The organism is Pseudomonas sp. MTM4, assembly GCF_019355055.1.
GTDB lineage: Bacteria > Pseudomonadota > Gammaproteobacteria > Pseudomonadales > Pseudomonadaceae > Stutzerimonas.
The window spans coordinates 3,141,417-3,159,432 of sequence record NZ_CP048411.1; the positions used below are offsets into that span (position 1 = coordinate 3,141,417).

Below are 18,016 nucleotides of genomic sequence, written 5' to 3' on the forward strand. Positions count from 1 at the left end.
CAGACGGTCCGCCACGGCTTGCGCAACCCATTGCGAGGCCCCTCCATGACCGACATCAATGCCCCACGTAACGAAATAGCCGGCACCGACACGCCGGACCGCGCCAACCGCAACGCCAAGCTCGACCAGCTGGAAAACGTCCGCTCCGACGCCACCGGACAGGCCCTGACCACTAATCAGGGCGTGAAGATCGCTGACAACCAGAACACCCTTCGGGCTGGCGACCGTGGCCCCTCGCTGCTCGAAGATTTCATCATGCGCGAGAAGCTCACCCACTTCGACCACGAGCGCATTCCCGAGCGCATCGTCCACGCGCGCGGCTCGGCGGCCCATGGCGTGTTCGTCAGCTACGGCGACCACAGTTGGCTGACCAAGGCCTCGTTCCTCGCCTCCGAAGGCAAGGAAACCCCGGTATTTGCGCGTTTCTCCACGGTGCAGGGTTCGCGCGGCTCCGCGGACACGGTGCGCGATGTGCGTGGTTTCGCCACCAAGTTCTACACCGACGAGGGCAACTTCGATTTGGTCGGTAACAATATGCCGGTGTTCTTCATTCAGGACGCGATCAAATTTCCGGACTTCGTGCATGCGGTCAAACCCGAACCGCACAACGAGATTCCGCAGGCGCAATCGGCCCACGACACCTTCTGGGACTTCGTCTCGCTGACCCCCGAATCGGCGCACATGGTGCTCTGGACCATGTCCGATCGTGCTTTGCCGCGCAGCTTCCGGGCAATGGAAGGTTTTGGCGTGCACACCTTCCGCCTGATCAATGCAGAGGGGGTCTCCCGCTTCGTCAAGTTCCATTGGAAGCCGGTGGCCGGCGCCTTCTCGCTGGTCTGGGACGAGACGCTGAAGATCGCCGGCAAAGACCCGGACTTCAACCGCCGCGACATGTGGGAGGCCATCGAGAGCGGCGATCCCTTCGAATGGGAGCTGGGCGTGCAGGTGGTCGAGGAAGCCGACGAGCACAGCTTCGACTTCGACCTACTCGATCCGACCAAAATCATCCCCGAGGAGCTGGTGCCGGTGCAGAAGCTCGGCAAGATGACGCTCAATCGCAACCCGGACAACTTCTTCGCCGAGACCGAGCAGGCCGCCTTCCACATCGGTCACATCGTGCCGGGCATCGATTTCACCAACGACCCGCTGCTGCAGGGCCGGCTGTTCTCCTACACCGACACTCAGCTGCTGCGCCTGGGCGGCCCGAACTTCCACGAGATTCCGATCAACCGGCCGCTGTGCCCGCTACACAACAACCAGCGCGATGCGTTCCATCGCCAGGCCATCCACAAGGGCCGCGCCAACTACGAGCCCAACTCCATCGATGGCGGCTGGCCCAAGGAAACCCCGCCAGCGGCGCAGGGCGGCGGCTTCGAGAGTTATCCAGAACGCGTCGAAGGGCACAAGATTCGCAACCGCAGCGCGTCGTTCGGCGACCATTTCTCACAGGCCACGCTGTTCTGGAACAGCATGAGCGAGCCGGAGAAGGAGCACATCATCGGCGCCTACACCTTCGAGCTGGGCAAGGTGGAGCGGGTGTTCATCCGCGAGCGGCAGGTCAACGAGATTCTTGCCAATATCGACCTGGAACTGGCCCGCCGCGTGGCGGACAACCTCGGCCTGCCGGCGCCGAGCGCGCCCACCGTGGCGAAGAAGGAGCCGAAGGCGTCGAGCTCACTGGCGCTGAGCCTAATGAACCATGCGCCGGGCAACATCAAATCGCGCAAGGTGGCGATCCTCGTGGCCAACGGCGTGGACGGCGCAGCTATCGATGCGTTCAAGGCCAAACTCGCCGAAGAGGGCGCCTTCGCCAAACTGATCGGCCCGACGCCTGCGCCGGTAAAAACCGCCGAGGGCAAGGCGCTGGTGATCGATGCGGCTATGGATGGTATGCCGTCTGTGATGTTCGACGCCGTGTTCGTGCCCGGCGGCGCCGACGCGGCGGCGGCCATGGCTCAGTCCGGCGAGGCCAAGCACTATCTGCTCGAAGCCTACAAGCACCTGAAGCCGGTGGTGGTGATAGGCGCGGCGCGGCCGTTGCTGGCGTCGCTGAATCTCGTGCCCGACGCCGGTCTGCTGGAAGGCGATGACGTGGACGCGGTGTTCGGCGCCTTCGTTCAGGCGCTCGGCCAGCATCGCGTCTGGGCACGCGAGGCGGCGGCCAAGGCGGTGCCGGCGTAGGCACCTTCGCCTCCGGTCCCTCGACCTGCTATCGCCGCGAGGACGGGCCTCCTACCGGTGCGCAACGCGTGCTTTTGTAGGAGGCTCGCCCTCAGGGCGAAGCTTTCCGAGCACCGTCAGGCGCTCTGCAGCTCGCGCCAGTGTAGGTACAGTCGCAGGTCGAATTCGATCTGGCCGTAGCCCGGCAGCATGTGTTCGCAGAGCTTGTAGAAGGCGCGGTTGTGGTCGGATTCGCGCAGGTGCGCCAACTCGTGAACGACGATCATCCGCAGAAATTCCGGTGCCGCGTCCCGAAACAGCGAGGCGACGCGGATTTCCTTCTTAGCTTTCAGCTTGCCGCCCTGCACGCGTGACACCGCGGTGTGCAGGCCAAGGGCGCGGTGGGTGAGGTCGAGGCGGTTGTCGTAGAGCACCTTGTCGATCGGCGGCGCGCTTTTCAGGTGATCCTGCTTCAGGCGCTGGACATAGCCGTACAACGCCTTGTCGCTTTGGTGCTCATGGCGGCCGGGATAGCGGCGCTGCAGATAGTCGCCCAGACGCTGCTCAGCGATCAGTTGGCGGACCTGCTCCAACAGCGGCTCAGGATAGCCACGCAGATATTTCAGATCAGTCATGGCCGTTCAATTGCGCTTGCGCCAGGCGAAGCTGAGTAGGAACAGCGCGGCGGCGCTGACCACGATGGACGGCCCGGCCGGCGTGTCTTCGTACCAGGACAGCGCCAGCCCCAGACACACCGCGACGATGCCCAACAAGCTCGCGCCCAAGGCCATCTGCTCGGGCGTTCGGGCGTGTCGCTGGGCCGCGGCGGCCGGAATGATCAGCAGCGAGGTGATCAACAGCACGCCAACGATCTTCATCGCCACGGCGATCACCATGGCGATCAGCAGCATCAGTGCCAAGCGGATGGCCGCGACGGGCAGGCCTTCGACCTTCGCCAATTCCTCATGCACCGTCACTGCCAACAGCGGACGCCATAGCGGGATCAGCACCAACAGCACCAGCGCACTGCCGCCGGCAATCCAGGCCAAGTCGGTCGGGCCGACGGCCAACAGGTCGCCGAAAAGGTAGCCCATCAGGTCGATACGTACATCCTGCATGAAACTCAGCGAGACCAGCCCGAGCGACAGCGTGCTGTGCGCGAGAATGCCGAGCAGCGTGTCGGAGGCCAGCGGCTGGCGCTGCTGCAGGGTCACCAGCAACACTGCCAGCAGCACGCAGCAGACGACGACCGCGAGGGTCAGGTTGACCTCCAGCATCAGCCCCAGCGCTACGCCGAGCAGCGCGGAGTGGGACAGCGTATCGCCGAAATAGGCCATGCGCCGCCAGACTACGAAGGAGCCTAGTGGGCCGGCGACCAGTGCCAGGGCGAGACCGGCGAGCAGGGCGTTCAGTAAAAAGTCAGGCATGTCAGTGCTTGCAGTTCGGACCGTGGACGTGGGGTTTACCGGTGATCACGCTACCATGCAGGTCGTGGCTGTGATCGTGCTGGTGATGGTAGATCGCCAGACTGCGCGCGTCCTGGCCGAACAGCTCGATAAAGGCCGGGTCGGCGCTGACCTGTTCCGGGTGCCCGGAGCAGCACACGTGGCGGTTCAGGCAGACCACCTGGTCGGTGGCGCTCATCACCAGATGCAGGTCATGCGAAACCATCAGCACGCCGCAACCGTAACGCTCGCGTAGCCGGCCGATGAGGCGATAGAGCTCGGCCTGCCCTGCGACATCGACGCCCTGCACCGGCTCGTCGAGCACCAGCAGTTCCGGTTCGCGCAGCAGCGCGCGGGCCAGCAGTACCCGTTGCATTTCGCCGCCCGAAACCGATTGCAGCGGGCTGTCGATCACCTGTTCGGCACCCACTTCGCTCAGTGCGCGAAGGGCCGCGGCGCGATCCACGCCTGGGACCAGGCGCAGGAACCGCAGCACTGACAGTGGCAGTGTTGCGTCGACGTGAAGCTTCTGTGGCATATAGCCGACGCGTAGCTTCGGCTTGCGCCAGACGGTGCCGCTGTCCGGTTTCAGCAACCCCAATACCGCGCGCACCAGCGTGGTCTTGCCGGCGCCGTTGGGGCCGATCAGCGTGACGATCTCGCCACGCTGCACTTGCAGCTGCGCGCCTTCGAGCACCGCCTGCTTGGCGAAGCGGACATGAATGTCATCCAGGCGGATCAGCGCCTCGCTCATGCCGCACTCCGGCAGGTCGCGCAAAGACCGACTACTTCAACGGTCTGGCCTTCGACTCGGAAATTCACGCTGTGCGCAGCCTGGTTGATGGCCTCGCTGACGATCGATTGCTCGAGCTCGATCGCAGTGTGGCAGTTGCGGCAAATCAGGAATTGCCCTTGATGTGGATGCTCGGGGTGGTTACAGCCGATGAAGGCGTTGAGCGATGCGATGCGATGCACCAGGCCGTTTTCCAGCAGAAAGTCCAATGCACGGTAGACGGTTGGTGGTGCGGCGCGACGGCCGTCCTGCTCGGTCAGCGCGCCGAGAATGTCGTAGGCGCCGAGTGGCTTGTGGCTTTGCCAGACCAATTCCAGCACACGCTTGCGTAGCGCCGTCAGACGCACACCGGCGCGCGCGCAAAGCGCATCGGCTTCGGCCAGCGCGCTACTGACGCAGTGATCATGATCATGGGGAGTGCAGGCCAGCGGGATATTAGACATGGGCGAAGACGAAGCTTTGGAGAGACGTTATTATGTTACCCATTCGAACTAGCCGAGTGTTGCCCGTGTTTCGCCTTTTTTCGTTGCCTTTACTTGTAACTCTCATCTTTCTCGGCAGTGCGCCGGCCCGCGCCGAGGTGGCTCTTGTCACCAGCATCAAGCCTCTGCAGCTGATCGCTGCGGCTATCCAGGACGGCGTGGGCGAACCGCAGGTGCTGCTTCCGGCGGGCGCCTCTGCTCATCATTACGCGCTGCGGCCATCCGACGTACGGCAGATTCGCAGTGCCGATCTGTTTTATTGGATTGGCCCGGATATGGAAGCTTTCCTGGAACCGCTGCTGAAAGGCCGCGAAGGGCCGAGCGTCGCCGCACAGTCGCTGCCGGGGCTGACGTTGCGTCATTTCGGTGATGAGCATGCCGAGTCCCACCATGGACATGACGAGCATGCGCACGAAGCCGACAATCATGATCACGATGCACATGAAGCTCACGCGGCTGACAGCCACCATGATCATGCGCACCGCCCCGGCAGTCTCGATGCTCACCTCTGGCTGTTGCCGGCCAATGCCTTGGTCATAGCCGCGAACATGGCCGGCAAGCTGGCGGCCGTCGACCCAGCCAACGCAGCGCATTATCAGGCGAATCTCGAGGGGTTCCGACAGCGTTTGGACGCGCTCGATCAGCGCCTGACGAAGCGGCTAAGCGATACCGATAAAAAGCCCTTCTTCGTCTTTCATGAAGCCTACGACTATTTCGAAGCAGCCTATGGCCTGGCGCATACCGGTGTGTTCGCCGCTGGCGAGGCCCAGCCGGGGGCGCGTCACGTCGCCGAGATGCGTCAGCGCCTGGAGCAAGCCGGCCCCAGCTGCGTATTTTATGAGCCGCCGATCCGTCCGCGTCTGGCCGACAGCTTGATCCGTGAATTACCGGTACAGGTCGCCGAGCTGGACGCTATGGGTCAGGGCATCGAAGCCACCGCTGGCGGCTACGAGCGTCTGATCGAAAATCTCGGGATGTCGCTCGTTGAGTGTTTGGAAAGTCTGTAAGTAACGGGCAGCCAAGGCAATTTGCTCTAACCGGGGTTAGCGTCATCCCAATCGCCACCGGTCAGGAATAGCCCTTAGGCATCGGCAACTTGATGAATGTCATCCCAAGCCCTGCCGTGCTGGCTTAAGCTTGCGTCTTTTCCCATTTGCATGAGGATGCGCAGCATGGCGAAGACCGACGGGCCGATCACGGCAGACAGTAAAACCACCGCCGGAATCGCGCTGCAGGCGGCTTCCGAGGATATCTGGGCGCAGAAGTACCGCCTGACCGACAAGGACGGTACGCCCGTCGACGACAGCGTCGACGCCACCTGGCAGCGGGTCGCCCGTGCCTTGGCGGACGTCGAGTCGCAAGATAAGCGCGAGCACTGGTACGAGCGCTTCCTGTGGGCACTGCGCAACGGCGCCATCCCGGCGGGGCGGATCATTTCCAACGCCGGCGCGCAGGACTACAAGCCGGCCACCTCGACTATCAACTGCACTGTTTCTGGCACCATCGACGATTCGATGGACCAGATCCTCGGCAAGGTCCACGAGGCCGGGCTGACGCTCAAGGCCGGCTGCGGCATCGGTTATGAATTCAGCACCCTGCGCCCGCGCGGCTCCTTCGTTTCCGGGGCTGGCGCGCATACCAGCGGGCCGCTGTCGTTCATGGATATCTTCGACAAGATGTGTTTCACCGTCAGCTCCGCCGGTGGTCGTCGCGGCGCGCAGATGGGCACTTTCGACGTCGGCCATCCGGACGTGCGCGAATTCATACGTGCCAAGCGCGAAGACGGCCGCCTGCGCCAGTTCAACCTCAGCCTGCTGATCACCGATGAATTCATGCAGGCGGTGGAAAACGACGCCGAGTGGCCGCTGATCTTCCCGCTGCACCTCAAGGAAAAGGCCGAGCTGGATCTGGACGACCCCGAGCAGATCGTCTGGCGCGAGTGGCCGAGCCACGAGGGCTACATCGTCCGCGACGATGGCCTAGTCGCCTGCAAGATCTACGGCCGGGTCAAGGCGCGGCACCTGTGGGACATGATCATGGTCTCCACCTACGACTACGCCGAGCCGGGCTTCATCCTCATCGACCGCGTCAACCAGTTGAACAACAACTGGTGGTGCGAGGCGATCCGCGCGACCAATCCCTGTGGCGAGCAACCATTGCCGCCCTATGGGTCCTGCCTGCTGGGTTCGATCAACCTGACCAACTTCGTGATTGATCCATTCGGTGCCGATGCCCGTTTCGACTGGGACAAATACCGCGAAGTGGTGCGTCTGTTCACCCGCATGCTCGACAATGTCGTGGAAATCAATGGCCTGCCGTTGCCGCAGCAGTGTCACGAGATCGAGCAGAAGCGCCGTCACGGTATGGGCTTCCTCGGCCTCGGCTCGACCCTGACGCTGCTCAAACTGCGTTACGGCAGCCCGGAAGCCTGCGTATTTACCGAAGAAGTCGCGCGCGAAATGGCGCTGGTCGGCTGGGAAGAGGCGCTCGAACTGTCGAAGGAGAAGGGGCCGGCGCCCCTGCTTGCCGAGACCTTTGAAGTCACCGCCGAGATGCTGCGCAAGCGCCCGGAAATGAAGAAGCACGGTTACAAGGCCGGCGACCAGGTGCCGGGTCGCGTGCTGCACGCCAAGTATTCGCGTTACATGCAGAAGATCGCCGAATATGCGCCCGAGCTGATCGAGGCGCTGGCCGAGCAGGGCGCGCGCTTCACTCATCACAGCTCCATCGCGCCCACCGGCACCATCAGCCTGAGCCTGGCCAACAACGCCTCCAACGGCATTGAGCCGAGCTTCGCCCATCATTACTCGCGCAACCTGATCCGCGCCGGACGCAAGGCGAAGGAAAAGATCGAGGTGTTCAGCTATGAGTTGCTGGCCTATCGCACTTTGATCAACGAGCGAGCCAAGCCGGGCTCCGACGTGCCGGGCGAGAAGCTGCCCGACTACTTCATCACCGCCGACGACGTCACCCCGACTCAGCATGTCGACATTCAGGCGGCCGCGCAGAAGTGGGTCGACTCGTCGATTTCCAAGACTGCCAACGTGCCCACCGACTATCCGTTCGAGGCCTTCAAGGACATCTACCGCTACGCCTGGCGCCAAGGCCTCAAGGGTTGCACCACCTTCCGCTTCAACCCGGCGGCGTTTCAGGGCGTGCTGGTCAAGGAAGCCGACCTGGAAAAGACCCTTTATCGCTTCGTTCTCGAAGACGGCAGCGTGGTCGAGTTGAAAGGAAATGAAGAGGTCGAATACGACGGCGAGGTCAATTCCGCCGCCAACCTGTTCGATGCCCTCAAAGAAGGCTATTACGGCAAGTATTGAGCCCCGATCAGTAGCCGGGCGGCGCGCGCCGCCCGGATGGAGAACCTGTAATGACCGTCAAGATTACTCAGCGCATCAAGGGCTTCAAGGTTGTCGATGAGACCCTCGAACGCCCCGCCGTAACGCCCGACAGCAACGCCAGCAAGGCGAAGGTGGTGGAGATGGACGAAAGTCTGCAACGCCCGGAAACGCTGGTCGGCATGACCTACAAGATCAAGTCGCCGCTGTTCGAGCACGCACTCTACGTCACCGTTAATGATGTTGTGCTCAACGCCGGTACGCCCCACGAGCAGCGCCGGCCGTTCGAGATCTTCATCAATTCGAAGAACATGGATCATTTCCAATGGATCGTCGCGCTCACTCGGATCATGTCCGCCGTGTTCCGCAAGGGCGGCGACTGCACCTTTTTGGTCGAGGAGCTGAAAGCAGTATTCGATCCGCGTGGCGGCTACCTGAAGAAGGGCGGCGTTTACATGCCGTCCATCGTCGCCGAAATCGGCGGCGTGCTGGAGCGCCATTTGATAGCCATCGGAATGCTCGAAGGTCACGCGCTGGACGAAACCCAGCTCAAATACCTGGCTGAGAAACGCGCCGCCTACGAAGCCAGCCAGGGCGCGGTGGCGGTCGAGCCGGGCGAAGGCTTCCCGGCTGGCGCGCAACTTTGCAACAAGTGCAACACCCAGGCAGTGGTGCAGATGGATGGCTGCGCTACGTGTTTGAATTGCGGGAATTCGAAGTGCGGATGAGCGGGCGTACGTTCAGCTAGTAGCGGGCATACGAACCCGCTGTCATCACCTGCGGTGGTTGCGACAAGCTCGCCAATGCCACCGCCGGAAATGGAAGGCCCGCCGCGGAGGCGGGCCTCTCCCTCAAAAGCGCGCTTATACGTTAGAAAACACTTCGCCCCTGGCTCGGGCCTTGGGGCGGGGCTGCGCCTTCAGCTCACCACTCGATAGCACGGCTCGTAAGGTCGTCCGCCGGGTAGCTTCATCCGATGCTGCAGGACGAACGCCTGCAGCAACTCGTCCAAGGGCTTCATGATCGCCGCGTCGCCGTGGATTTCGTAACGGCCGAACTTTTCGATGCGGCGGATACCCTTGTCCTTCACATTACCGGCAACGATGCCGGAGAACGCCCGGCGCAGGTTTGCCGCCAATTCATGGGGCGGCACGTCGCGGGTCAGGCGCAGGCTGGCCATGTTCTCGTGGGTCGGGTCGAACGGATGCTGGAAACCTTCGTCGATCTTCAGCAGCCAGTTGAAGTGGAAGGCGTCGTTGCGTTCGCGACGGAACTGCTTGACGGCTTTCAGCCCCTCGACCATCTGCCGGGCCACCTCGGCCGGGTCGTCGATGACGATCTGATAGTGGCGCTGGGCTTCTTCGCCGAGTGTCGCGCCGACGAAATCGCGTAGCTGCTGCAGGTAGGGCGCGGCGCTTTCCGGACCGGTGAGGATGACCGGGAAGGGCACGTCGCGGTTGTCCGGATGCAGCAGAATACCCAGCAGATAAAGAAATTCCTCCGCCGTGCCGACACCGCCGGGGAAGATGATGATGCCGTGGCCGACACGGACGAAGGCCTCCAGACGCTTCTCGATATCCGGCAGGATCACTAGTTCATTGACGATCGGGTTCGGCGCTTCGGCGGCAATGATGCCCGGCTCGGTTAGGCCCAGATAGCGGCCGCTGACGATGCGCTGTTTGGCATGGGCGATGGTCGCGCCCTTCATCGGGCCTTTCATCACGCCTGGGCCGCAACCGGTGCAGATGTTCAGGTTGCGCAGGCCCAGCTCGTGGCCGACACGCTTGCTGTACTGGTATTCCTCGGTGCTGATCGAATGCCCGCCCCAGCACACCACCATGTTCGGCTCGATGCCGGAGCGCAGGGTGCGTGCATTACGCAGCAGGTGGAAGACGTAGTCGGTGATGCCGGCGGAACTGCTCAGATCGATACGTGAGCTGCCCAGCTCGCTCTCGGTGTAAACGATGTCGCGCAGTGCACTGAAGAGCATTTCACGCGTGCTGGCGATCATCTGTCCATCGACGAACGCATCGGCGGGCGCGTTGATCAGCTCCAGACGGACGCCGCGGTCCTGCTGATGAATGCGGACCTCGAAGTCGTCGTAGGCCTCCAGGATGGTCTTGGCGTTGTCGATGCGCGCGCCGGTGTTGAGGATCGCCAGGGCGCACTGACGGAATAGTGTATAGGTGCTGCCCGAACTGGCTTCGCTGAGCTGTTGTACTTCTCGCTGGGACAGTGTTTCCAGGCTGCCCTTGGGGGCTACCGAGGCATTGATTACATAGCGTGAGGTCATTCGTTCTGTTCCCTGAAAACAATGCCACCGAGCCAGGCAGGTCAGGTGCATCAGGTTGGTAAGCGCAGCGCGGTGTGGTCGCGCACAGTGCAGTCGTCCAGGCTAGCATCGCGCCAGCTTCTTTAGTGGCGATGCCTGCTTTCAGATCGCCACGACGTCAGCCAGCTGAGACCGGCCATCTTACACCTGCCGCAGCGGCGCGCATGGCAGGGTTCACTTGACGCCCAGGACATGAGAAAGGTTCCGCACGATTAGCCATCGGTTGAGTTGGTTGGTATGCATCCGGCGCGTCTGGCCACCGGACGGTTCGACAGTGTCGGCGCAGTTGGACTGCGCCGCCTTAGTCTGTTTCGTCACAGCAGCGGGGTGCTGCGGCTCACGCCCACCAATAACGCACCGTGTGGAAAAAAATCGGCGCGGCGAAGCATACCGAGTCGAGGCGGTCGAGCATGCCGCCGTGCCCTTCGATCATGTGCCCCCAGTCCTTCACGCCACGGTCGCGCTTGATGGCCGACATCACCAGCCCGCCGAAGAAGCCGAGCAGATTCAGCAGCAGTGCGATCAGCGCCGCCTGCCAGAAGGTGAAAGGCGTGATCCAGAACAGCGCCGCGCCGATCAGCGTTGCCAGCGCGATGCCGCCAACGAAGCCTTCAACGGTTTTCGATGGCGACAGGTTGGGCGCGATCTTGCGCTTGCCGGCGAGCTTGCCGCAGACGTACTGCAGCACGTCGGAGAGTTGCACCACCATCACCAGCCAGGCGATCAGCAACAGGTTGCGGCCTTCGAAACCGGCGATTTCCAGCGTCAGCAGCGCCGGCACATGCGACACGCAGAACACCGCGATCATCAGGCCCCATTGCACCTTCGAGGCACGCTCAAGATAGCGCGTGGTGTCGCCGCCCAGCGAGGCGAGGATCGGCAACAGCAGGAAGATGTACACCGGAATGAAGATCGCGAACAGGCCGTACCAGCCGATACCGACCAGCAGGTATTGCACCGGCAGCACGAAATAGAACGCCGCGACCAATGCCGGATAATCGCTGCGCCGGGTCGGTGCCAGGGTCATGAACTCGCGCAGGGCGAAGAAGGAAACCAGATAGAAAAGGATCACCACCGCCGTGTGCCCGAGCCAGAAAGCGATGCCGATCACCGCGACCATTACCCACCAGGCGTTGATGCGCGCGTTGAGGTTGTCGACTACCGGGTTCTCGGCGTCGCCACTGCGGCGCTTGAGTACGAAGCCGATCAGCGAGGCCAGGGCGAGCAGGGCGCCGATTCCGGCGAACAGCATGAGTGTGTTGTTATCCATGTCAGGCTTCCTCCGGCGCCAGTTCCAGCAGCGCTTGGCGGGCGCGGGGCAGGAAGGCGTCCTTGTCTTCGTTCTCGTCGATGCTCAGCGGCGCGCCGAAACTGACCGTGCACAGCAGCGGCAAGGGCAGCGAGCGGCCCTTCGGCATCACGCGGTTGAGATTGGCGATCCATACCGGGACCAGCTCCACCTCGGGTCGCGCCTGGCCGAGACGGAAGAGCCCGCCCTTGAACGGCAGCAGACCCTCTTCGAGATTGCGTGTGCCCTCCGGAAACAGGATCAGCGAATGCCCTTCATCCAATGCATCGAGCATTGGCTGCAACGGATCGACCGACGGGTCGCGACGCTCACGGTCGACTAGCACGCCGTGAAACACGCGATTGATGATGAAGCGGCGCATCTGTCCCTTCTGCCAGTAATCCGCACCGGCTACCGGTCGGGTTCGTTTGCGCAGGTCGGGCGGCAGGGAGGCCCAGAGCAGCACGAAGTCGCCGTGGCTGGTGTGGTTGGCGAAATAGATACGCTGGGTGCGGGTCGGCGCGCAGCCTAGCCAGAGACTGCGCGTGCCGGTGAGCAGGCGCGCCGCGGAGGTGAGAAGGAAAGCGGACAGGTAGCCGAGCATCTATGGTTCCTCGAGGGCATTGACGGTTGACGGGGCGCAGAGCTGAGCGCAATGAGCAACTTGCGAGAAATCAGGCCGCCGTTTCGTTCAATCCCTGGCATACACGGTTGATCAGCGTGTACAGCGCAAGGGCGGCTATCAGCAGCAATGCGCCATTGATCCAGCTTGCGGGCAACCAGCCGCAGGCCACGCCAGCGGCCAGCACGCCGAAGGCAAAGGCGCGATCGCTTTTGCCCATGGGGCCGTCGTAGCGGCGCGAGGCGCCCACCATCGGACCTAATACGCCGGCGTACTCACTGAACAGCGCCAGCAGGACGACTAGCACCACGGCCATCGCCGAAACGCCTGGCAACAGGGCGAAAGGAAGGTAGAGGATGCTATCCGCGATGACATCGCAGAGCTCGTTGAGATAGGCGCCCAACCGGGACTGCTGGCCGAATTCGCGGGCCAGCATCCCGTCGATGGCATTGAGCGCCATGCGCAGGAGCATCCAGACGGGGATCAAGGCGAAAAGCCAGGCGAGCTCCACCCACAGCGCGACGGCGCCAGCGACCAGTAGCGACAGCACGAGGGCAGCGATGGTCACTTGGTTGGCGGTAATGCCGAGCGCGTGGAGGCGCTGCACCAATGGGCGCAACAGATCCTGGAAGCGTGGCTTGAGCTGATAGATGGAAAGCATCATCGATTCCTTTCGATGTGGGCATGGTGTGCGCGAATGATTGTGCAAGCGGCGAAGCGCGATCAATCGGAGCCGGACTTTGGGGAAAAACAGGGCGCGTGGCAAGTAGGCTCAGCGGTGCGCCGCTGTTTTTGGGAGCTGGTCGGCGTCAATAGTAGAAGGACCCGCTATGGCGCTGGGTTCACTGCGAATTGATGTGCCAGCCAAGTGTCCAACGTTCGGAGATCCACCCCGGGCTTCGGTACATGACTGCTTCAGTTCAGCCAGATCTTCGATGCCTGTGGTCCGGCGATTCCTTGCGGTCGCGGTGTTCCGCCGTGTTCAACCTCTTGGCCTGGCTATTAGAGCGCAAACGGCAATGCGCTATGGCATTGTCGGCGGGCGGCGAGCAGGCGGCGGAATTCTTCAGGGTCCTTGATCAGCACGGGTTGTCCGGCGAAGTTCTGCGCGGCGATCAGGCGCGAGAGCCAGAACCGCACGCCGGCCACGCGCAGCATCGGCTGCCATAGCTCAGCCTCGGCCGGGGTGAAGCGGCGCAGGCTGGAGTAGGCGGCGAGCAATGCCTGGCTGCGTTCATCGTCGAGCTCGCCGTTGGGGTGGCTGCACCAGTCGTTAACCGTGATGGCGATGTCGTAGAGCATCGGCCCGGAGCAGGCGTTATAGAAGTCGATCACGCCGGTCAGGTGCCCCCCCTCGAAGAGCACATTGTCGCGGAACAGATCGGCGTGCAGGTTGGCGCGGGGCAAGGCGAGGATCTTCGGCTTCAGCTCGGCGATTTCCGTCAGGCTTTCGCGCAGTAGCGGTAGCTGGTCCTCCGGCAGTCCCATGGCAATGCTGGGGCCTTCTTCCTGCATCCAGTCCAGGCCGCGGTCGCTGCGTCGCTCGAGGATGTGTTCGCGCGTCGCCAGATGCAGGCGCGCCAGCAGCCGGCCCACTTCGCTGCAGTGGTGGGGATTGGGCACCGCCACGTGCCGGCCCGGCAAGCGCGGTTGCAGCAGCGCCGGCTTGCCTGCCAGGTTGCGCAGGGCTTCGCCGTCCCGGGTGTGTAACGCGTAGGGCACCGGCAGGCCGGCTCGGTGCAGTACCTCGAGCAGCTCGATGAAGAACGGCAGGTCCTGGGTCGGGCCGCGCTCAACCAGGGTCAGAACGTACTGGCCCTGTTCCAGGCTGACGAAGAAATTGCTGTTCTCGCTGCCTGCGGCGATGCCCTCGAATTCTTGCAGACGTCCCAGTTGATAGGGCGCCAGAAAGGCTTCCAGTTCTTCGTGTTGCAGCGGGGTGAATACCGACATGAGTGGCCTTCCGTTATCGTCGTCGCGGCGTTACCAGCTGAAGATTTCCCAGGCAGGGATCAGCATGTCCGGGCGGTCGGCGCGGATGAAGTTGCTATCGCCATCGGCGCGCACCAGGAAGTAGGGCTTGCCGTTCTTGGGCGTGATCTTCACAGCATAGAGGAAGCCATTGACCCGGTATTCCTCAACGGTCCGGTCGCCCTCCTGGCGAATGGTCACATCGGGCTCACCCTCGACCGACTCCTGGGCAAAACCGGTCAGCGGCACGAGCGCCAGCAGGCCGGCAAGCATCAGAGGTTTGAGCGTACGCATGATAACCTTGCCCTTTGTCGTCAAATGGTCCCTGCATTCTAGCCCCGGACCCGCCGAAAAGGTTGATCCCGCTCATGAGTCAAACGCCCCTGGTTCTGGTGGACGGTTCGTCCTACCTCTATCGCGCCTTCCATGCCCTGCCGCCGCTGACCACCTCGACCGGCAAACCCACCGGCGCGGTGAAGGGTGTGCTGAACATGCTGCTGTCGCTGCGCCGACAATATCCGGACAGCCCCTTCGCGGTGGTCTTCGATGCCAAGGGGCCGACGTTCCGCGACACGTTGTTCGCCGAATACAAATCCCATCGCCCACCGATGCCGGACGACCTGCGTGGTCAGGTCGAGCCACTGCATGCCAGCGTTCGCGCGCTCGGCATGCCGCTGTTGTGCGTGGACGGGGTCGAGGCCGACGACGTGATCGGCACCTTGGCGCGCCAATGCGCAGCCCTCCAGCGCGACGTCGTCATCTCCACTGGCGACAAGGACATGGCGCAGCTGGTCTGCCCGCATGTCACGCTGGTCAACACCATGACCGGCAGCGTCTATGACATCGAGGGTGTACGGACCAAGTTCGGCGTCGGTCCCGAGCTGATCATCGATTTCCTCGCGCTGATGGGCGACAAGGTTGACAACATCCCCGGCGTGCCCGGCGTTGGCGAGAAGACCGCCTGCGGCTTGCTCAATGGCATTCCCGGCGGTCTGAAGGGGCTTTACGAGAACCTCGAAAAAGTCTGCGATTTGCCGATTCGCGGTGCCAAGTCGCTGGCCGCCAAGCTCGAAGAACACCGCGATGCGGCGTTCATGTCCTATGAGCTGGCGACGATCAAGATCGACGTGCCGCTGGATGTGCAGGTGGCCGATCTAATGCCGGGCGAACCGCATCGCGAGGCGTTGATCGCGCTGTACCGCGAGCTGGAATTCAAACAGTGGCTCGACGAGCTGCTGCGCGAGGCCAAGGCGGCGAACTGCGAAGTTACGCCTGAGGAATGCTCGATCCAGGCGGAAGCCGAGTACGACACTGTTCTCGATCAGGCCGAATTCGACGCCTGGCTGGCGCGTCTGCAGGCTGCCGACTGCTTCGCCTTCGATACCGAGACCACCAGCATCGATGCGCAGAAGGCACAGCTGGTGGGCGTTTCATTCGCCATCGAGACCGGCAAGGCCGCCTACGTGCCGCTGTGTCACAGTTATATGGGGGTGCCGCAGCAGCTCGACCGTGACGCGGTGCTCGCTGCCCTCAAACCGCTGCTGGAAGACCCGGCCAAACGCAAGATCTGCCAGCACGGCAAGTACGACATGAACGTGCTGATGCACTACGGTATCGAAATGCGCGGCATGAGCTGCGACACCATGCTCGAATCCTACGTGCTGGACGCCACCGCGACCCGTCACGACATGGACAGCCTGGCGCTGAAATATCTCGGCCGCGGCACCATCCGCTTCGAGGACATAGCCGGCAAGGGCGCCAAGCAGCTGACCTTCGACCAGATCGCCATCGAACAGGCCGGACCCTACGCGGCCGAAGATGCCGACGTTACTCTGCGCCTGCACCAGACACTGATGGAAAGGCTCGAAGCCACGCCGTCGCTGCTCAAGGTACTGAACGAGATCGAGATGCCGTTGGTTCCGGTGCTGGCGCGTATCGAGCGCAACGGTGCGCTGGTCGACGCCAATCTGCTCGGGCTGCAGAGCGTCGAGCTGGGCGAAAAACTCGTCGCTCTAGAGCGTGAGGCTTATGACATCGCTGGCGAGGAGTTCAACCTCGGTTCGCCCAAACAGCTGTGCGCCATCCTCTATGAAAAGCTCGGCTGTCCGGTATTGTCGAAGACCGCTGGAGGCCAGCCCTCGACCGCCGAAAGTGTGCTGGCTGACCTTGCCGATAAGGATTACCCGCTGCCCAAGGTGATCATGCAGCACCGCTCCCTGAGCAAGCTCAAGGGCACCTACACCGACAAGCTGCCGCAGCAGATCAACCCGCGCACCGGGCGTATCCACACCAGCTATCACCAGGCGGTAACGGCGACCGGCCGGTTGTCTTCGTCGGACCCGAATCTGCAGAACATCCCGATCAGAACGGCTGAAGGGCGGCGCATCCGCCAGGCTTTCGTCGCGGCACCCGGCTACAAGCTGCTGGCCGCCGACTACTCGCAGATCGAACTACGCATCATGGCCCATCTGGCCCAGGATGAAGGGTTGCTGCATGCTTTCCAGAACGATCTGGATGTCCACCGCGCCACCGCCGCCGAGGTCTTCGGCGTATCGCTGGATGAGGTGAGCAACGACCAGCGCCGCAGCGCCAAGGCAATCAACTTCGGTCTGATCTACGGCATGAGCGCCTTCGGCCTGGCCAAGCAGATCGACGTCGCGCGCGGCGAAGCGCAGGCCTATATCGATCGCTACTTCGCGCGCTACCCCGGCGTGCTCGCCTACATGGAGCGCACTCGTACCCAGGCCGCCGAGCAGGGCTACGTGGAGACCCTGTTTGGGCGCCGGCTGTACCTGCCGGAAATCAACTCCAAGAACGGCGCCATGCGCAAGGGTGCCGAGCGCACCGCGATCAACGCGCCGATGCAGGGCACCGCGGCGGACATCATCAAGCGCGCCATGATTAGTGTGGACAACTGGCTGCAGAACAGCGGCCTGGATGCACGGGTGATCCTGCAGGTGCACGACGAACTGGTGTTGGAAGTGCGCGAGGATCTGGTCGAGCAGGTGCGCGCAGCCATCTGCCCGCTGATGAGCCAGGCCGCCGAGCTGGACGTGCCGCTGTTGGTGGAAGCGGGCGTGGGCGACAACTGGGACGAGGCGCACTGAAGGGGCGCAGACGAAGCGAGACGAAATTATTTTTTCTGACTCATTGAACTCATGACGCAAAAGGCGAGTCATAGGCTTCGGAGGGTGTCAAAACCCTTCGATGCTCCTTGTTGTGTTAAGTGTTGGCAGATCATCTGGACCTCGCCCTAGCGGTCCGGATTTGGAACCTCGAACTTCCCCCTCCCCCAACGAAGTTCGAGGTTTTTTTTCGCCTGGACAAAACACCGGCCCAGACGAGTCTTCGCGCTCGTCCGGCTGTGCTTTGACGAACCACATTTCAACGTCCCTTCTTCTTGGCGGCGAACACCTGTGTTGGCTGCAGATATCACTGCGAGAACCGCTGATCGCCAGCCATCGCAGCGCCTGATTAGGCGCTAAAAAAGCAAAATGAAATTAATGGAAAAGCCATTTGCTAGGCTGCGAATCTTAGACTAACGTCCAAAAGTGAATTATGAATTCATTTTGATCAGTCAGC

Annotated in this window: 15 protein-coding genes; 5 read left to right on the forward strand and 10 right to left on the reverse strand. The window is 62.5% G+C overall.

Annotated features, from left to right (window positions below; genetic code table 11):
* Positions 1-45: 45 nt before the first annotated feature.
* Entirely contained in the window at positions 46-2,181 is a 2,136-nt protein-coding gene (gene katE / locus GYM54_RS14550) for a catalase HPII (protein ID WP_197444817.1), read from the forward strand.
* A gap of 116 nt (positions 2,182-2,297) precedes the next feature.
* Here the strand turns inward: katE and GYM54_RS14555 are convergent, their stop codons facing one another.
* From GYM54_RS14555 to zur, 4 genes are read right to left on the reverse strand one after another with little or no spacing between them, the layout of a single operon-like run.
* A complete protein-coding gene (locus tag GYM54_RS14555; RefSeq protein WP_181099271.1) occupies positions 2,298-2,795 on the reverse strand; it encodes a M48 family metallopeptidase in 498 nt (165 codons plus the stop codon).
* 6 nt (positions 2,796-2,801) lie between these two features.
* A complete protein-coding gene (gene znuB, locus GYM54_RS14560; protein ID WP_131649254.1) occupies positions 2,802-3,587 on the reverse strand; it encodes a zinc ABC transporter permease subunit ZnuB in 786 nt (261 codons plus the stop codon).
* 1 nt (position 3,588) lies between these two features.
* Entirely contained in the window at positions 3,589-4,359 is a 771-nt protein-coding gene (gene znuC, locus GYM54_RS14565) for a zinc ABC transporter ATP-binding protein ZnuC (protein ID WP_181099273.1), read from the reverse strand.
* Positions 4,356-4,841, reverse strand: coding sequence for a zinc uptake transcriptional repressor Zur (zur, locus tag GYM54_RS14570; RefSeq protein WP_181099275.1), 486 nt, complete (start codon positions 4,839-4,841; stop codon positions 4,356-4,358). Before zur ends, znuC begins: the two co-directional genes overlap by 4 nt.
* Positions 4,842-4,873: 32 nt before the next feature.
* On the opposite strand from zur, the gene GYM54_RS14575 reads away from it, so the two are divergent.
* The 3 genes from GYM54_RS14575 to GYM54_RS14585 all read left to right on the forward strand — a co-directional run bounded on the left by GYM54_RS14575 (position 4,874) and on the right by GYM54_RS14585 (position 8,949).
* Positions 4,874-5,887 (forward strand): zinc ABC transporter substrate-binding protein, encoded by a 1,014-nt coding sequence (locus tag GYM54_RS14575; protein WP_219852936.1) that lies wholly within the window; start codon positions 4,874-4,876, stop codon positions 5,885-5,887.
* 165 nt (positions 5,888-6,052) lie between these two features.
* Positions 6,053-8,203 carry an adenosylcobalamin-dependent ribonucleoside-diphosphate reductase gene (locus tag GYM54_RS14580; protein WP_181099279.1) on the forward strand — a complete coding sequence of 717 codons (2,151 nt, stop codon included), beginning with the start codon at positions 6,053-6,055 and terminating at the stop codon, positions 8,201-8,203.
* A gap of 50 nt (positions 8,204-8,253) precedes the next feature.
* Complete coding sequence (locus GYM54_RS14585; RefSeq protein WP_131649263.1) at positions 8,254-8,949, forward strand: NrdJb; 696 nt, start codon at positions 8,254-8,256, stop codon at positions 8,947-8,949.
* Between the two features lie 191 nt (positions 8,950-9,140).
* Here the strand turns inward: GYM54_RS14585 and ppnN are convergent, their stop codons facing one another.
* The 6 genes from ppnN to GYM54_RS14615 all read right to left on the reverse strand — a co-directional run bounded on the left by ppnN (position 9,141) and on the right by GYM54_RS14615 (position 14,728).
* The gene (ppnN, locus tag GYM54_RS14590) at positions 9,141-10,514 is read right to left on the reverse strand and encodes a nucleotide 5'-monophosphate nucleosidase PpnN (RefSeq protein WP_131649265.1); all 1,374 of its coding nucleotides are present in this window, start codon (positions 10,512-10,514) and stop codon (positions 9,141-9,143) included.
* A gap of 376 nt (positions 10,515-10,890) precedes the next feature.
* Positions 10,891-11,823 carry a phosphatidate cytidylyltransferase gene (locus GYM54_RS14595; RefSeq protein WP_181099282.1) on the reverse strand — a complete coding sequence of 311 codons (933 nt, stop codon included), beginning with the start codon at positions 11,821-11,823 and terminating at the stop codon, positions 10,891-10,893.
* Between the two features lies 1 nt (position 11,824).
* Entirely contained in the window at positions 11,825-12,445 is a 621-nt protein-coding gene (locus GYM54_RS14600) for a 1-acyl-sn-glycerol-3-phosphate acyltransferase (protein ID WP_181099284.1), read from the reverse strand.
* 70 nt (positions 12,446-12,515) lie between these two features.
* Positions 12,516-13,124: a CDP-alcohol phosphatidyltransferase family protein gene (locus GYM54_RS14605; RefSeq protein WP_181099286.1), complete on the reverse strand. Its 609-nt coding sequence runs from the start codon at positions 13,122-13,124 to the stop codon at positions 12,516-12,518.
* A 341-nt stretch (positions 13,125-13,465) separates the two neighbouring features.
* The gene (locus GYM54_RS14610) at positions 13,466-14,416 is read right to left on the reverse strand and encodes a homoserine kinase (protein WP_181099287.1); all 951 of its coding nucleotides are present in this window, start codon (positions 14,414-14,416) and stop codon (positions 13,466-13,468) included.
* A 30-nt stretch (positions 14,417-14,446) separates the two neighbouring features.
* Positions 14,447-14,728, reverse strand: coding sequence for a DUF2782 domain-containing protein (locus tag GYM54_RS14615; protein ID WP_181099288.1), 282 nt, complete (start codon positions 14,726-14,728; stop codon positions 14,447-14,449).
* A gap of 74 nt (positions 14,729-14,802) precedes the next feature.
* Between GYM54_RS14615 and polA the strand changes: the two genes are divergently transcribed.
* Entirely contained in the window at positions 14,803-17,541 is a 2,739-nt protein-coding gene (gene polA, locus GYM54_RS14620) for a DNA polymerase I (RefSeq protein ID WP_181099289.1), read from the forward strand.
* Positions 17,542-18,016 lie beyond the last annotated feature (475 nt).

Bases quoted from the DNA above. Each gene is read 5' to 3' on its own strand.
- katE (WP_197444817.1), top strand. From the start codon at position 46: ATGACCGACATCAATGCCCCACGTAACGAAATAGCCGGCACCGACACG.
- GYM54_RS14555 (WP_181099271.1), bottom strand. From the start codon at position 2,795: ATGACTGATCTGAAATATCTGCGTGGCTATCCTGAGCCGCTGTTGGAG.
- znuB (WP_131649254.1), bottom strand. From the start codon at position 3,587: ATGCCTGACTTTTTACTGAACGCCCTGCTCGCCGGTCTCGCCCTGGCA.
- znuC (WP_181099273.1), bottom strand. From the start codon at position 4,359: ATGAGCGAGGCGCTGATCCGCCTGGATGACATTCATGTCCGCTTCGCC.
- zur (WP_181099275.1), bottom strand. From the start codon at position 4,841: ATGTCTAATATCCCGCTGGCCTGCACTCCCCATGATCATGATCACTGC.
- GYM54_RS14575 (WP_219852936.1), top strand. From the start codon at position 4,874: ATGTTACCCATTCGAACTAGCCGAGTGTTGCCCGTGTTTCGCCTTTTT.
- GYM54_RS14580 (WP_181099279.1), top strand. From the start codon at position 6,053: ATGGCGAAGACCGACGGGCCGATCACGGCAGACAGTAAAACCACCGCC.
- GYM54_RS14585 (WP_131649263.1), top strand. From the start codon at position 8,254: ATGACCGTCAAGATTACTCAGCGCATCAAGGGCTTCAAGGTTGTCGAT.
- ppnN (WP_131649265.1), bottom strand. From the start codon at position 10,514: ATGACCTCACGCTATGTAATCAATGCCTCGGTAGCCCCCAAGGGCAGC.
- GYM54_RS14595 (WP_181099282.1), bottom strand. From the start codon at position 11,823: ATGGATAACAACACACTCATGCTGTTCGCCGGAATCGGCGCCCTGCTC.
- GYM54_RS14600 (WP_181099284.1), bottom strand. From the start codon at position 12,445: ATGCTCGGCTACCTGTCCGCTTTCCTTCTCACCTCCGCGGCGCGCCTG.
- GYM54_RS14605 (WP_181099286.1), bottom strand. From the start codon at position 13,124: ATGCTTTCCATCTATCAGCTCAAGCCACGCTTCCAGGATCTGTTGCGC.
- GYM54_RS14610 (WP_181099287.1), bottom strand. From the start codon at position 14,416: ATGTCGGTATTCACCCCGCTGCAACACGAAGAACTGGAAGCCTTTCTG.
- GYM54_RS14615 (WP_181099288.1), bottom strand. From the start codon at position 14,728: ATGCGTACGCTCAAACCTCTGATGCTTGCCGGCCTGCTGGCGCTCGTG.
- polA (WP_181099289.1), top strand. From the start codon at position 14,803: ATGAGTCAAACGCCCCTGGTTCTGGTGGACGGTTCGTCCTACCTCTAT.